At 34.3% G+C, this 14,564-nt stretch carries 13 protein-coding genes and 1 tRNA gene; all 14 read left to right on the top strand.

Features of this window, described 5'->3' with window-relative positions:
• The first annotated feature begins 145 nt into the window (after nt 1-145).
• The 14 genes from dnaA (at nt 146) to ACXYSK_RS06125 (ending at nt 14,509) form a co-directional block, all read left to right on the top strand.
• On the top strand, nt 146-1,504 hold the full coding sequence (dnaA, locus tag ACXYSK_RS06190; protein WP_458625422.1) for a chromosomal replication initiator protein DnaA: 1,359 nt from the start codon (nt 146-148) through the stop codon (nt 1,502-1,504).
• Between the two features lie 158 nt (nt 1,505-1,662).
• Nucleotides 1,663-2,799 carry a DNA polymerase III subunit beta gene (gene dnaN, locus ACXYSK_RS06185; RefSeq protein ID WP_458625421.1) on the top strand — a complete coding sequence of 379 codons (1,137 nt, stop codon included), beginning with the start codon at nt 1,663-1,665 and terminating at the stop codon, nt 2,797-2,799.
• 66 nt (nt 2,800-2,865) lie between these two features.
• Entirely contained in the window at nt 2,866-3,060 is a 195-nt protein-coding gene (locus ACXYSK_RS06180; protein WP_000285188.1) for a DUF951 domain-containing protein, read from the top strand.
• An 84-nt stretch (nt 3,061-3,144) separates the two neighbouring features.
• A complete protein-coding gene (ychF, locus tag ACXYSK_RS06175) occupies nt 3,145-4,260 on the top strand; it encodes a redox-regulated ATPase YchF (RefSeq protein WP_458625420.1) in 1,116 nt (371 codons plus the stop codon).
• A gap of 72 nt (nt 4,261-4,332) precedes the next feature.
• Nucleotides 4,333-4,902, top strand: a complete 570-nt coding sequence (gene pth / locus ACXYSK_RS06170; RefSeq protein WP_458625419.1) for an aminoacyl-tRNA hydrolase — start codon at nt 4,333-4,335, stop codon at nt 4,900-4,902.
• The gene (mfd, locus tag ACXYSK_RS06165; protein ID WP_458625626.1) at nt 4,895-8,398 is read left to right on the top strand and encodes a transcription-repair coupling factor; all 3,504 of its coding nucleotides are present in this window, start codon (nt 4,895-4,897) and stop codon (nt 8,396-8,398) included. Before pth ends, mfd begins: the two co-directional genes overlap by 8 nt.
• A gap of 63 nt (nt 8,399-8,461) precedes the next feature.
• Nucleotides 8,462-8,728, top strand: coding sequence for an RNA-binding S4 domain-containing protein (locus tag ACXYSK_RS06160; protein WP_458625418.1), 267 nt, complete (start codon nt 8,462-8,464; stop codon nt 8,726-8,728).
• Nucleotides 8,721-9,089 (top strand): septum formation initiator family protein, encoded by a 369-nt coding sequence (locus ACXYSK_RS06155; RefSeq protein WP_006150553.1) that lies wholly within the window; start codon nt 8,721-8,723, stop codon nt 9,087-9,089. Before ACXYSK_RS06160 ends, ACXYSK_RS06155 begins: the two co-directional genes overlap by 8 nt.
• Before the next feature lie 6 nt (nt 9,090-9,095).
• A complete protein-coding gene (locus ACXYSK_RS06150) occupies nt 9,096-9,218 on the top strand; it encodes an SP_0009 family protein (RefSeq protein WP_458625417.1) in 123 nt (40 codons plus the stop codon).
• The gene (locus ACXYSK_RS06145) at nt 9,211-10,479 is read left to right on the top strand and encodes a serine hydrolase (RefSeq protein WP_458625416.1); all 1,269 of its coding nucleotides are present in this window, start codon (nt 9,211-9,213) and stop codon (nt 10,477-10,479) included. The genes ACXYSK_RS06150 and ACXYSK_RS06145 overlap by 8 nt, the downstream gene beginning before the upstream one ends.
• Nucleotides 10,476-11,753, top strand: a complete 1,278-nt coding sequence (gene tilS / locus ACXYSK_RS06140; RefSeq protein WP_458625415.1) for a tRNA lysidine(34) synthetase TilS — start codon at nt 10,476-10,478, stop codon at nt 11,751-11,753. The genes ACXYSK_RS06145 and tilS overlap by 4 nt, the downstream gene beginning before the upstream one ends.
• A gap of 4 nt (nt 11,754-11,757) precedes the next feature.
• The gene (gene hpt / locus ACXYSK_RS06135; RefSeq protein WP_006150551.1) at nt 11,758-12,300 is read left to right on the top strand and encodes a hypoxanthine phosphoribosyltransferase; all 543 of its coding nucleotides are present in this window, start codon (nt 11,758-11,760) and stop codon (nt 12,298-12,300) included.
• 16 nt (nt 12,301-12,316) lie between these two features.
• Nucleotides 12,317-14,275: an ATP-dependent zinc metalloprotease FtsH gene (gene ftsH, locus ACXYSK_RS06130; RefSeq protein WP_458625414.1), complete on the top strand. Its 1,959-nt coding sequence runs from the start codon at nt 12,317-12,319 to the stop codon at nt 14,273-14,275.
• A gap of 162 nt (nt 14,276-14,437) precedes the next feature.
• Nucleotides 14,438-14,509: transfer RNA gene (locus ACXYSK_RS06125), tRNA-Glu, on the top strand.
• Nucleotides 14,510-14,564: the final 55 nt, after the last annotated feature.

Raw genomic sequence — 14,564 nt, 5'->3', positions numbered from 1 at the left:
AATCATAAATAATAGCTGTTATCCACAGCTTGTGGATAAATCTTTTAAACATTGTGGATTGTTTTTCACAAGTTGTGGAAAAAATGCTTGCTATATGATAAAATAGGTGTAAGATTATACCTTTTAGAAAAGGAGGAGTTTGTTGTTGAAAGAAAAACAATTTTGGAATCAGATTTTAGAATTAGCTAAAGAGAGATTGACACGATCAATGTTTGATTTCTACGCAACACCTGCTGAATTAATAAAGGTCGAGGGAAATGTAGCTACCATATTTTTGCCAAGATCTGAAATGGAAATGGTTTGGAGTACAAAACTCAATGATATTATTGTAGCTGTCGGTTTCCAAATCTATGACACTGAAATAAAAGCACAATATGTATTGACCAAGGAAGATTCTAGTACCTCCGAAATAACAACAACTGTTGAGAATTCTAATCTTCAACAAGAACAAACTATAAAATCTATTCCTTATTCAGAAACAGGATTAAGAGATATCTATACATTTGATAATTTTATCCAAGGTGATGGAAATATTTGGGCTAAATCCGCTGCTTTAGCTGTATCAGAAGATCCTGGACTAACTTATAATCCACTTTTTATATATGGGGGACCTGGTCTTGGAAAAACGCACTTACTCAATGCTTTAGGGAATGAAATTCTCAAAAAAAATCCTAACGCGCGTGTAAAATACATCCCTGCCGAAACTTTTATTAATGAATTTTTAGAGCATCTAAGACTCAGCGATATGGATAATTTTAAAAAAACCTATCGAAGCCTAGATCTCCTTCTTATTGATGATATCCAATCACTTAGTGGAAGAAAAGTGCAAACCCAAGATGAATTTTTTAATACTTTCAATGCTCTGCACAATAATAATAAACAAATCGTTTTGACTAGTGACCGTAGACCTGAACAACTAGAAAACCTACCTGAACGTCTTGTCACGCGCTTCTCATGGGGTCTAACGACAGATATTACACCTCCGGATTTTGAAACTCGTATCGCTATCTTAAACAGTAAAACAGAGGATTTAGATTATCATTTTCAACCTGACACAATCGAATATTTGGCTGGCCAGTTTGATTCAAACGTACGTGAATTAGAAGGTGCCCTTAAAGATATTAGTCTCATGGCTAAAGTTAAACAAATCAACACTATAACTGTGGATATTGCATCAGAAGCTATCCGTGCTCGAAAACAAAGCGTCAGCACCATGATCGTTATTCCGATTGAAAAAATCCAAGAGGAAGTCGGTAACTTTTATGACGTCAGCGTCAAGGAGATGAAAGGAACTAGACGTGTTCAGAATATTGTTCTAGCTCGTCAAGTTGCTATGTACCTAGCTAGAGAATTAACTGATAACAGTCTTCCAAAAATCGGGAAAGAATTTGGTGGTAAAGATCATACAACCGTCATTCATGCTCATGCAAAAATCAAATCTATGATTGAAACTGATGATAAATTACGTATAGAAATCGAAACCATCAAAAAGAAAATTAAATAACTTGTGGATAAGTGTTTAAAATGTTACTGATTTATTCACATTTTTTAAACAAGTATAACTTCTTGATTTTTCTAAGCTAAACTTCGTTTTCCACAGATTTCACACAGACTATTATTACTATTATCCTTCTAATAATAAAAATAAATAAAGGAGATTCCATGATTCATTTTTCTATTAATAAAAATTTATTCCTGCAATCATTAAATATTACTAAACGTGCTATTAGTTCAAAAAATGCTATTCCTGTTTTATCAACTATCAAAATCGATGTTACTAACGAAGGAATTACATTGATTGGATCAAATGGTCAAATTTCAATCGAGAACTTTATTTCTCAAAAAGATGAAAATGCAGGTCTTTTGATTAACTCTTTAGGTTCTATCCTTTTAGAAGCTTCATTCTTTATCAATGTTGTATCTAGTCTTCCAGATGTAACTCTTGACTTCAAAGAAATTGAACAAAATCAAATTGTATTAACAAGTGGAAAATCAGAGATTACGCTTAAAGGAAAAGATAGCGAGCAGTATCCACGTATCCAGGAAATTGCAGCAAGTAATCCTTTAGTTCTTGAAACAAAGCTTCTTAAAAAGATTATCAACGAAACTGCCTTTGCAGCTAGTGTTCAAGAAAGTCGTCCAATCTTGACTGGTGTACACTTTGTCTTGAGTAATCATAAAGAATTAAAAACAGTTGCGACAGACTCACACCGTCTCAGTCAGAAGAAATTGACGCTTGAGAAAAATAGTGATGATTTTGATGTTGTCATCCCAAGTCGCTCTCTACGCGAATTTTCAGCTGTTTTTACAGAGGATATCGAAACAGTAGAGATTTTCTTTGCAAATAACCAAATTCTCTTTAGAAGTGAAAATATTAGCTTCTATACACGTCTCTTAGAAGGTAATTATCCAGATACCGATCGTTTGATTCCAACAGATTTTAATACGACAGTGACTTTTGACGTTGTGAATCTACGTCAATCTATGGAACGTGCTCGTCTCTTATCAAGTGCAACCCAAAATGGTACTGTAAAATTAGAAATCAAACAAGGAGTGGTTACAGCACATGTAAATTCTCCAGAAGTTGGTAAAGTAAACGAAGAAATCGATACAATTGCTGTATCTGGTGAAGATTTGACGATTAGCTTTAACCCAACTTACTTGATTGAAGCACTAAAAGCCTTGAACAGCGAAAAGGTTACAATCAGCTTTATCTCATCAGTTCGTCCATTTACTCTAGTACCAGCTGATACAGATGAAGATTTCATGCAGCTGATTACACCAGTTCGTACAAATTAATGGAAAGAGGTTGAGCTTAGCTCGCCTCTTTTATGATATAATCGAAAATAGAAAAGGAGACTAGCTATGTATCAAGTTGGAAATTTTGTTGAAATGAAAAAACCACACGCTTGTACAATCAAATCAACTGGTAAAAAAGCTAATCGTTGGGAGATTACACGTGTAGGGGCAGATATTAAGATAAAATGTAGTAATTGTGATCATGTGGTTATGATGAGTCGCTATGATTTTGAAAGAAAAATGAACAAAATCATTGATTAGAGACACTCACTTGGAGGGTTAGCAAGTTTTCCCTTTTTGTGTTATAATATTGAAGATTGAAATGTGAACGGAGAATGAGAAACTATGGCTTTAACAGCAGGTATCGTGGGTTTGCCAAACGTTGGTAAATCAACTCTATTTAATGCAATTACAAAAGCAGGAGCAGAAGCTGCAAACTATCCATTTGCGACGATTGATCCAAACGTTGGAATGGTAGAAGTTCCAGATGAACGCCTCCAAAAATTGACGGAAATGATTACTCCTAAAAAGACAGTTCCAACAACCTTTGAATTTACAGATATTGCAGGGATTGTAAAAGGAGCATCAAGAGGAGAAGGTTTGGGAAATAAATTCTTGGCCAATATCCGTGAAGTTGATGCCATTGTTCATGTGGTTCGTGCCTTTGATGATGAAAATGTCATGCGTGAGCAAGGTCGTGAAGATGCTTTTGTAGATCCATTAGCAGATATTGATACCATTAACCTAGAATTGATTCTTGCTGATTTAGAATCAGTCAATAAACGTTATGCGCGAGTGGAAAAGATGGCACGTACGCAAAAAGATAAGGAATCAGTTGCAGAATTTAACGTTCTCCAAAAGATTAAACCAGTTCTTGAAGACGGTAAATCAGCACGTACCATTGAATTCACAGATGAAGAACAAAAAGTTGTTAAAGGTCTCTTCCTCTTAACGACTAAACCAGTTCTTTATGTAGCGAATGTGGATGAGGATGTTGTTGGAGACCCAGACTCTATTGATTATGTGAAGCAAATTCGTGAATTCGCAGAAACAGAAAATGCAGAGGTGGTTGTGATTTCTGCGCGTGCTGAAGAAGAAATCTCTGAGTTAGATGATGAAGATAAAAAAGAGTTTCTTGAAGCCATTGGGTTGACAGAATCAGGTGTGGATAAGTTGACTCGTGCAGCTTACCATTTACTTGGACTTGGGACTTATTTCACAGCTGGTGAAAAAGAGGTTCGTGCTTGGACCTTTAAACGTGGCATGAAAGCTCCACAAGCAGCTGGTATCATCCACTCTGACTTCGAAAAAGGCTTTATTCGTGCAGTGACCATGTCTTATGATGATTTGATTAAATACGGATCTGAAAAGGCTGTAAAAGAAGCTGGACGTTTGCGTGAAGAAGGAAAAGACTATGTCGTTCAAGATGGCGATATCATGGAATTCCGCTTTAACGTTTAATTAACATTTTAAATAGTGTCAATTAGGTTGGAAAAAAATTCCAACCCTTTTGGCTTTTGAAAGGAAAAATAAATGACAAAATTACTTGTAGGATTGGGAAATCCAGGAGATAAATATTTTGAGACAAAGCATAATGTTGGTTTTATGTTGATTGACCAATTGGCTAAAAAACAGAATGTCACTTTTACACACGATAAGATATTCCAAGCTGAGTTAGCCTCATTTTTTCTTAATGGGGAAAAAATTTATCTTGTGAAACCAACAACATTTATGAACGAGAGTGGAAAAGCTGTACATGCCTTATTAACTTACTATGGTTTGGATATTGAAGATTTACTAATCATTTACGATGACCTGGATATGGAAGTTGGGAAAATTCGTCTTCGAGCTAAAGGATCAGCTGGTGGTCATAATGGAATCAAGTCGATTATTCAACATATTGGGACGCAAGTTTTCAATCGTGTAAAGATTGGTATTGGGAGACCTAAAAAAGGAATGTCTGTTGTTCACCATGTTTTGAGCAAGTTTGATCAAGAAGATTACATCGGTATTTTACAGTCTATTGACAAGGTTAACGATGCTGTAAATTACTATTTACAAGAGAAAAACTTTGAAAAAACAATGCAGAAATACAATGGGTAAGGAAATGACATTAATAGATTTCTTTATTGAAAACAAGCAGATACAATCATGGAATGAGCATTTATCTCTTAAACAAAGACAATTATTACTAGGTCTTTCTGGTTCAGCAAAGTCTTTAGCAATTGCAAGTAGTGTTAAAAATCATAACAAGATTTTAGTAATGACCTCTACATATGGAGAGGCTGAACGTCTGGTGAATGATTTAATTTCTATCCTCGGTTCTGATATGGTCTATCCATTCTTGGTAGATGATTCACCTATGGTAGAATTTTTAATATCATCTCAAGAAAAGATTTTTTCTCGAATTGAAGCCTTACGCTTTCTAAGAGATAGGTCTCAAAGAGGGATTTTAGTTTGTAACGTCGCAGCTAGCCGCATATTCTTACCAGATCCTAAGATTTTCGATGATAGTGTTTTAAAGCTTGAAGTTGGACAAGAGTGCGAACAAAGAAAATTAAAAAATCAGTTAACTGCACTTGGTTATAAGAAAGTTATTCAAGTTCAAAGTCAAGGTGAATTCAGTCTTCGAGGAGATATTTTAGATATCTTTGAAACCTCACAAATATTTCCTTACCGAATAGAATTTTTCGGTGATGAAATTGATGGTATAAGAGAATTTGATGCAGATACACAGTTATCAAAGGAAAGTCGCTCTGAAATTTCTATATATCCCGCTAATGACATTTTACTGACTGTTAATGATTATAATCGTGGTCAACAATTCTTAGAACATGAGATTGATAAAACTATTTCACCTACATTAAAGTCATATCTAGAGGAAGTCTATAGTAGTGCAAAAGAGCAAGTTCTTCATGCTGATATTCGTAAATTTTTGTCTATTTTTTATAAAAAACAATGGACGCTGTTAGACTATTTACAAGAAGTACCTCTTATCTTTGATGATTTTCAAAAAATCATGAATCAGTATGATATTTTTGATAAGGAGACAGCTAACTACTTTACAGAAGATTTACACAATAGTAAAGCTGTATCAAGTTTACAATATTTTGCTGACGTAGAAAGTCGATTCAAAAAATATTTACCAGTGACTTTCTTTTCGAATTTTCAAAAAGGTCTTGGAAATCTAAAATTTGATCATCTTTATCAATTTAATCAGTATCCAATGCAAGAGTTCTTCAATCAATTTTCTTTTTTGAAAGAAGAAATTGAACGTTATAAAAAATTAAAATATACGATTGTTCTTCAATCAAGTAGCAAAACTGAACTCAAAAAACTGTCAACAATTTTAGATGAATACGAAATTAAGGTTGACAATAGTAATGGAAGTGAAATCTGTAAAGGAACTGTCAATCTTGTTGAAGGAAATCTTCGTCATGGCTTTCATTTTGTAGATGAAAATCTTGTATTTATCACTGAATATGAAATTTTTAAGAAGAAGATTAAGCGTAAATATAGAAGACAAAATATCAGTAATGCTGAGCGATTAAAGGATTATAATGAGCTCCAAAAAGGAGACTACGTCGTTCATCAAATTCATGGTATTGGGCAGTATTTAGGAATCGAAACGATTGAAATCAAAGGAATTCATCGAGATTATGTGAGTATCCAATATCAAAATGGAGATCGAATTTCTATTCCTGTAGAACAAATCCAAACCTTATCTAAGTATGTTTCAAGTGATGGAAAAGCTCCAAAGCTAAATAAGTTAAATGATGGACATTTTAAAAAAGCTAACCAAAAAGTTAAAAATCAAGTTGAAGATATTGCGGATGACTTAATTAAACTGTATGCTGAGAGGAGCCAACTGAAAGGACATGCATTTTCAAAAGATGACGAAGACCAGGTTGCTTTTGATGAAGCTTTCCCCTATGTTGAAACAGAAGATCAACTTCGAAGTATTGAAGAAATTAAGAAAGATATGCAAGCACCTCAACCAATGGATCGGCTCTTAGTTGGAGATGTTGGTTTTGGTAAGACAGAAGTTGCCATGCGAGCTGCTTTTAAAGCTGTCAATGATCATAAACAGGTGGTCGTTTTAGTACCAACTACCGTTCTTGCGCAGCAACATTACAATAATTTTAAGGAAAGATTTGAGCAATTTGCTGTAAACGTAGATGTTTTGAGTCGCTTTAGAAGTAAAAAAGAACAGACTGAAACACTTGAAAAATTGAAAAAAGGACAAGTGGATATTTTGATAGGAACTCATAGAGTTTTATCTAAAGATGTTGAATTTGCAGATTTAGGATTGATTATCATCGATGAAGAACAACGTTTTGGTGTCAAGCATAAGGAAGCACTCAAGGAATTAAAAAAGAAGGTTGATGTCTTAACCTTGACAGCTACACCAATTCCTCGAACCCTTCATATGTCTATGCTAGGTATCCGAGATTTATCTGTCATTGAAACCCCTCCAACCAATCGATATCCTGTTCAAACCTATGTTCTTGAACAGAATGATCGTGTGATTCGTGATGCTGTGTTGAGAGAAATCGATCGTGGTGGTCAGGTTTACTATCTTTACAATAAAGTTGACACGATTGAAAAGAAGGTTTCAGAATTACAAGAGCTGATTCCTGAAGCATCTATTGGTTTTGTTCATGGTCAAATGAGTGAAATTCGTTTAGAGAATACATTACTTGATTTTATTGAAGGCGAATATGACATTTTAGTAACTACGACAATTATTGAAACAGGGGTAGACATTCCAAATGCGAATACCTTGTTTATTGAAAATGCAGATCATATGGGTCTGTCCACCTTATATCAATTAAGAGGTCGGGTTGGTCGTAGCAATCGAATTGCTTATGCCTATCTCATGTACCGACCAGACAAATCTTTGACAGAAGTTTCAGAAAAGAGATTAGAAGCCATCAAAGGTTTCACCGAATTAGGTTCTGGTTTCAAAATTGCTATGCGTGATTTATCCATTCGTGGAGCTGGAAATCTTTTAGGTAGCTCGCAGTCTGGTTTTATCGATTCAGTTGGTTTTGAATTGTATTCTCAGTTACTTGAGGAAGCAATTGCTAAGAAAAATGGAATTGACAAGAAACGTGAAAAAGGAAATGCTGAGTTAATTCTACAAATTGATGCCTATCTTCCAGATGAGTACATATCAGATGAGCACCATAAAATTGAAATTTACAAGAGAATTCGTCAGATTGACAACCGTGTCAACTATGAAGAATTACAAGATGAGTTGATAGACCGATTTGGAGAATATCCAGATGTGGTTGCTTATCTTTTAGAAATTGGATTAGCCAAAGCATATCTTGATAAAGTATTTGTCAATCGTGTAGAAAGAAAGAATAATAAGCTTGTCATTCAGTTTGAAAAAATATCGCAACAACTATTTTTAACACAAGATTATTTCCAGGCTCTTTCTCAGACAAATTTGAAGGCCAATATTTCAGAAAATCAAGGTTTAATAGAAGTTGTTTTTGATATTCGAAATAAAAAAGATTATGAGATTTTAGAAGGTCTTTTAACTTTCGGAGAATCGTTAGCAAAGATAAAAGAATCAAAAGAGTCACATTAGGAGTTACCTTTTTTCTTCTATAAAAGGGATAAAAATGGTACAATAATAATTTGAGGTATTAAGATGAGATTAGATAAGTATTTAAAAGTATCACGAATTATAAAGCGCCGTACGGTGGCTAAGGAAGTTGCAGATAAGGGGCGAATCAAGGTAAATGGTATCCTTGCTAAAAGTTCAACAGATTTAAAACTCAATGATCAGGTTGAAATTCGCTTTGGAAATAAATTGTTGGTTGTAAAGGTGCTGGAAATGAAAGATAGCACTAAAAAAGAAGATGCAGCTGGAATGTATGAAATTATTAGTGAAACAAGGGTAGAAGGCGATGTATAAAAAAATAGTCCAAATGAATAACTCTTTTATTCAAAATGAACACCAACGACGTAAATACATGATGGAAGAACGTCAAAAACGCAATCGTTTTATGGGATGGGTTTTGATTTTGATAATGTTGTTATTTATCTTGCCAACTTATAATTTAGCACAAAGTTATCAACAATTACTAACACGTCGTCAGCAATTAACGGATTTGAAAAAACAATACCAGGATTTGAGTGATGAGAAGGATAAAGAAGCTAGTTTAGCAACTAAGCTAAAAGACGAATCCTATGCAGCTAAATATTCCCGTGCAAAATATTATTATTCGAAATCATGGGAGGAAGTTTATACAATTCCGGACTTGCTTCCTAGGTAATGTGAAATGGAAAATTTATTAAAGATTGTTGAACAATTTTTAAGTCAATCAGATGAAAAATTAGATGAATTAGCTCAAAAAAATCATCTGTTACGACTGCAAGAAGAAGAGGGGAAAAAGAATGCGTAAATTTTTAGTGATATTACTACTTCCAATTTTTCTAAAAAGTGTTCAAGTAGTAAGCACTGAGAATCCAGTTATCATTCCGAACCAAGAAGTTTATTCCTTAACCCACGCTTCGTATCATTTTTATTATCAAGATGTTATAGAATCTCCAAAATTTTATGGTGAAACGCCTGTTTATTCTACAGAAGACTTAATTAAAGAATCAGGAAAAGTCAATGCAGATACAAAATTATCTATTTTAGAATGGCGATTAAATAAACAAGGACATCCTGTCTTTAAATTGTCTAATAATCAATTTGTGATGGCTGATAAACGACTTTTATATGATAGTTCGATCGTCAATAATTTTTCTAAACGAGTGTGGTTAGAACCTGAATTTGTTGTCTATAATAGTCCTTATGATAAACAAGAATTAAAATCTACTTTGGCACCTTATCAAGAGGTTGAAGCAGACATGTCTGTTTTTGCTGAAGGTCGTGAATTCTTACATATCAAACAAGCTGGTTGGATTTCGACGGATTATATTTCTAATGATGATAATAGAATCCAGAAAGTACAAGAGTTACTATCTGCAAATTATCAAAATGAACAGTTTTCTATTTATGTTAAACAATTGAGTACAGGTAAGGAAGCTGGGATTAACGAAGAGCAAAAAATGTACGCTGCTAGTGTTATGAAATTACCTTATCTTTATTATGTTCAGGAAAGAATCAATCAAGGTGATTATCAACTTGACACGAAATTAAAGTATGTTTCTGAAGTTAATGATTTCCCTGGTTCTTATAAACCGGAAGGAAGTGGAAGTCTCTCTAAAACAGCTGATAATAAAGAATACACTATCAAAGATTTAATTACAAAAACAGCGAAAGAATCTGACAATGTGGCTCATAATATTCTTGGTTATTATATTACGAATAAATCAGATGACGTCTTCAAAAAAGAGATGACTAGGGTTGCTGGTAATGAATGGGATGTAAATGATAAGTTAGCTTCAGCTAAAATGGCTGGGCAAGTTATGGAATCTATTTATAATCAAAATGGTTTTGTTTTAGAATCACTATCGCAGACTTCTTTTGATAATCAACGTATTGCTAAAAATATTTCTGCTAAGGTAGCCCATAAAATTGGGGATGCAGATGAATTTAAACATGATGTGGCAGTAGTCTATACAGATTCTCCTTTCATTATTTCGATTTTTACTAAAAATTCTGATTATGATACCATTTCTAAAATTGCTAAGGATGTCTACGAGGTCCTAAAATGAGAGACCGAGAATTTTTAAATCATTTTTTAGAAAAAGGTTATTTTAGACATCATTCAAGAGTTCTACTAGCCTTGTCTGGTGGGTTGGATTCGATGTTTCTCTTTCATCTCCTTTCAACCTATCAAGAAGAACTTGGGATTGAATTATTTTTAGCTCATGTGAATCATAAACAACGACCAGAATCAGATATTGAAGAATATGAATTAAGAAAACTGGCAGAACAAGTTGGAGTCCCAATTTATGTAGCTTGTTTTACTGGAGATTTTTCAGAAGCAAATGCTCGTCAATTTCGCTATGAATTTTTTAGAGAAATGATGAGGGAAACTTCCTCCACAGCTCTTGTAACAGCTCATCATGCAGATGATCAGGCTGAGACGATTTTTATGAGAATAATTAGGGGTGTTAGATTACAACACTTATCAGCTATTAAAGAAAGACAAGAGTTTGAAAAGGGAGAGTTGATTCGTCCACTACTGTCTTTTTATAAGAAAGATTTTCCTGAAATCAAGCATTTTGAAGATGCGACGAATAAAGAAAATCACTATTTTCGCAATCGTATTCGAAATCTCTATCTACCACAATTAGAAACAGAAAATACTCAGATAAAAAAGACATTTTTAGAGTTTGGAAAAGAAGTATCTGATTATCAAATTGCTCTGGCTGAATTTTCTCAAACGATTGATGTAGAAGATTTAACTCAATTTCTATCGTTTTCAGAAGCAACACAGCGAGTTTTACTACAACAATATCTTAGTCATTTTCCAGATTTAAGTATTACAAGAGAACAATTCCGACAGGTCCATCATATTTTAAGAACCAAGAGTCAATATCGTCATCGATTAAAAAATGGATATGAACTTATAAAAGGATATCAACACTTTCAAATTTGTAAAATCAGACCAAAGTCTGATGAAAAAAGTAATGAGTGTGTGTTAAACTATCAAAATCAAGTTCATTATGAAGGTTATTTATTTTCATTTGGAATCCCTCTAAAAGGGGAAAATGTTCAAAAGATAAATGTTTCTCGTGAAACATCGTTGATTTTAAGGCATCGAAAGTCCGGTGATTATTTGATAAAAAATGGTCATCGAAAAAAATTAAGACGACTTTTTATTGATTTAAAAATTCCTACAGAAAAACGGGAAAATGCTATTATTGTTGAGCAATTTGGACAAATTTATTCAATTTTAGGAATTGAACTCAGTGATTTGAGTATAAAAATGAAAAATGATATAATGAACACTGTACTTTATATAGAAAAAATAGATAGGTAAAATCATGTTAGAACAAGATATCAAGAAGATTTTGATTTCACAAGATGAAATTACAGAAGCTGCTAAGAAATTAGGTGCTCAATTAACAAAAGATTATGAAGGGAAAAATCCAATTTTAGTTGGAATTTTAAAAGGATCTATTCCTTTCATGGCAGAATTAGTTAAATATATTGATACACATCTTGAAATGGACTTTATGATGGTTTCTAGCTACCATGGTGGTACTGTAAGTAGCGGTGTTATCAATATCAAACAAGATGTAACTCAAGATATTAAAGGTAGACATGTTGTTTTTGTGGAAGATATTATCGACACTGGTCAAACCTTGAAAAGTTTGAGAGATATGTTTACTGCTAGAGAAGCGGCATCTGTTAAGATTGTAACTATGTTAGATAAACCAGAAGGCCGTACTGTAGAAATTGAAGCAGATTATACATGTTTTACAATTCCGAATGAATTTGTTGTAGGCTATGGTTTAGACTATAATGAAAATTATCGTAACCTTCCTTATGTAGGTGTATTGAAAGAGGAAGTTTACTCAAAATAGAAGGGTAAGTTATTGAATGCAAAAACAAAATAATGGTTTTATAAAAAATCCATTTCTTTATTTGTTGATGATATTCTTGATAGTCACTGGCTTCCAGTACTTCTTTGCTGGAAGAGCTGCAGGTCATAGTCAACAAATTAAATACTCAGAATTGGTGCAGGAAATCACCAACGACAATGTAAAAGAAATGACCTATCAACCAAGTGGTAGTGTTATTGAAGTGTCTGGTGTCTACAAAAATGCTAAGACAGAACAGCCGGAAACAGGTATTCAGTTTTTCACACCTTCTGCAACAAAAGTAGAGAAATTTACTAGTATTATCCTTCCATCAGATACTACTGTAGCGGATTTACAAAAACTGGCTGGCGAACATCAAACACAAATTGAAGTGAAACATGAAAGTTCAAGTGGTATGTGGATTAACATCCTGGTTTCAGTAGTACCATTTGCCATTTTATTCTTCTTCCTATTTTCTATGATGGGAAATATGGGAGGAAATAGTGGGCGTAATCCGATGAGTTTTGGACGTAGCAAAGCCAAAGCTGCTAATAAAGAGGATATTAAAGTTCGCTTTTCAGATGTAGCCGGAGCTGAAGAAGAAAAACAAGAACTTGTTGAAGTTGTTGAATTTTTGAAAGATCCAAAACGATTTACAAAATTGGGTGCTCGTATTCCAGCTGGTGTTCTCTTAGAAGGACCTCCGGGAACTGGTAAGACATTACTTGCCAAAGCGGTTGCGGGAGAAGCTGGTGTACCATTCTTTAGTATTTCAGGTTCCGACTTCGTGGAGATGTTCGTCGGTGTCGGTGCAAGTCGTGTACGTTCTCTCTTTGAGGACGCTAAAAAAGCAGCACCAGCTATTATCTTCATTGATGAAATTGATGCCGTTGGTCGCCAACGTGGTGTTGGTCTTGGTGGTGGTAACGATGAACGTGAACAAACTTTGAACCAACTTTTGATTGAGATGGATGGTTTTGAAGGAAATGAAGGAATTATCGTTATTGCGGCAACAAACCGTTCAGATGTTCTTGATCCAGCCCTTCTCCGTCCAGGACGATTTGACAGAAAAGTGTTAGTAGGTCGTCCAGATGTTAAGGGACGCGAAGCGATTCTGAAAGTACATGCTAGAAATAAACCTTTAGCAGAAGACGTAGATTTGAAATTAGTGGCACAACAAACTCCAGGTTTTGTTGGTGCTGATTTGGAAAATGTGTTGAACGAAGCAGCCTTAGTTGCAGCTCGTCGTAATAAATCAGTGATTGATGCTTCTGATATTGATGAAGCTGAGGATCGCGTTATTGCTGGACCATCTAAAAAAGATAAAACAGTTTCTCAAAAAGAACGTGAAATGGTTGCTTACCACGAAGCAGGACACACTATTGTTGGTTTGGTCTTATCAAACGCACGTGTAGTGCATAAAGTGACAATTGTTCCTCGTGGTCGTGCGGGTGGTTACATGATTGCTCTTCCAAAAGAAGATCAAATGTTACTATCTAAAGAAGATATGAAAGAACAATTAGCAGGTTTGATGGGTGGACGTGTCGCTGAAGAAATCATCTTTAACGTTCAAACAACTGGAGCATCAAACGACTTTGAACAAGCTACACAGATGGCGCGTGCTATGGTTACTGAGTATGGTATGAGTGAAAAACTTGGACCTGTTCAATATGAAGGAAATCATGCAATGTTTGGTGCTCAAACTCCACAAAAATCTATTTCAGAGCGTACAGCTTATGAAATTGACGAAGAAGTTCGTTCATTATTGAATGAAGCACGCAATAAAGCAGCTGAAATTATTCAATCAAATCGTGAAACGCATAAATTGATTGCAGAAGCTTTGTTGAAATATGAAACCTTGGATAGTACACAAATTAAATCTCTCTACGAAACAGGAAAAATGCCTGAAGAAGTAGAAGAAGAATCACGTGCGCTATCATATGATGAAGTCAAATCAAAAATGGCTGAAGAAAACTAAAATATTAGTAGGCTAGATACAAGAGAGGATAACATTATATCCTCTCTTTCTTATTATAAAAACTAATCTATGAAAAAATAGAAAAAAATTTCAGAAAAAATAAACCCAATATCTTGACAAGCGACAAAAAGTAGGTATAATAGAAAGAGTTGAAAAGCTCAGGGTCCGTTGGTCAAGGGGTTAAGACACCGCCTTTTCACGGCGGTAACACGGGTTCGAATCCCGTACGGACTATGAGTGTATCGCGGTTAAGGTTGATAGGATTTTAAAAAAGTTAAAAAAACCTGTT

The sequence above is a fragment of the Streptococcus sp. V919 genome, from assembly GCF_054353475.1.
Note: the sequence above shows the minus strand (reverse complement) of the source record. Positions and strands in the feature narration are given on the sequence as shown.

Bases quoted from the DNA above. Each gene is read 5' to 3' on its own strand.
- dnaN (WP_458625421.1), top strand. From the start codon at position 1,663: ATGATTCATTTTTCTATTAATAAAAATTTATTCCTGCAATCATTAAAT.
- ACXYSK_RS06180 (WP_000285188.1), top strand. From the start codon at position 2,866: ATGTATCAAGTTGGAAATTTTGTTGAAATGAAAAAACCACACGCTTGT.
- ychF (WP_458625420.1), top strand. From the start codon at position 3,145: ATGGCTTTAACAGCAGGTATCGTGGGTTTGCCAAACGTTGGTAAATCA.
- pth (WP_458625419.1), top strand. From the start codon at position 4,333: ATGACAAAATTACTTGTAGGATTGGGAAATCCAGGAGATAAATATTTT.
- mfd (WP_458625626.1), top strand. From the start codon at position 4,895: ATGGGTAAGGAAATGACATTAATAGATTTCTTTATTGAAAACAAGCAG.
- ACXYSK_RS06160 (WP_458625418.1), top strand. From the start codon at position 8,462: ATGAGATTAGATAAGTATTTAAAAGTATCACGAATTATAAAGCGCCGT.
- ACXYSK_RS06155 (WP_006150553.1), top strand. From the start codon at position 8,721: ATGTATAAAAAAATAGTCCAAATGAATAACTCTTTTATTCAAAATGAA.
- ACXYSK_RS06150 (WP_458625417.1), top strand. From the start codon at position 9,096: ATGGAAAATTTATTAAAGATTGTTGAACAATTTTTAAGTCAATCAGAT.
- ACXYSK_RS06145 (WP_458625416.1), top strand. From the start codon at position 9,211: ATGCGTAAATTTTTAGTGATATTACTACTTCCAATTTTTCTAAAAAGT.
- tilS (WP_458625415.1), top strand. From the start codon at position 10,476: ATGAGAGACCGAGAATTTTTAAATCATTTTTTAGAAAAAGGTTATTTT.
- hpt (WP_006150551.1), top strand. From the start codon at position 11,758: ATGTTAGAACAAGATATCAAGAAGATTTTGATTTCACAAGATGAAATT.
- ftsH (WP_458625414.1), top strand. From the start codon at position 12,317: ATGCAAAAACAAAATAATGGTTTTATAAAAAATCCATTTCTTTATTTG.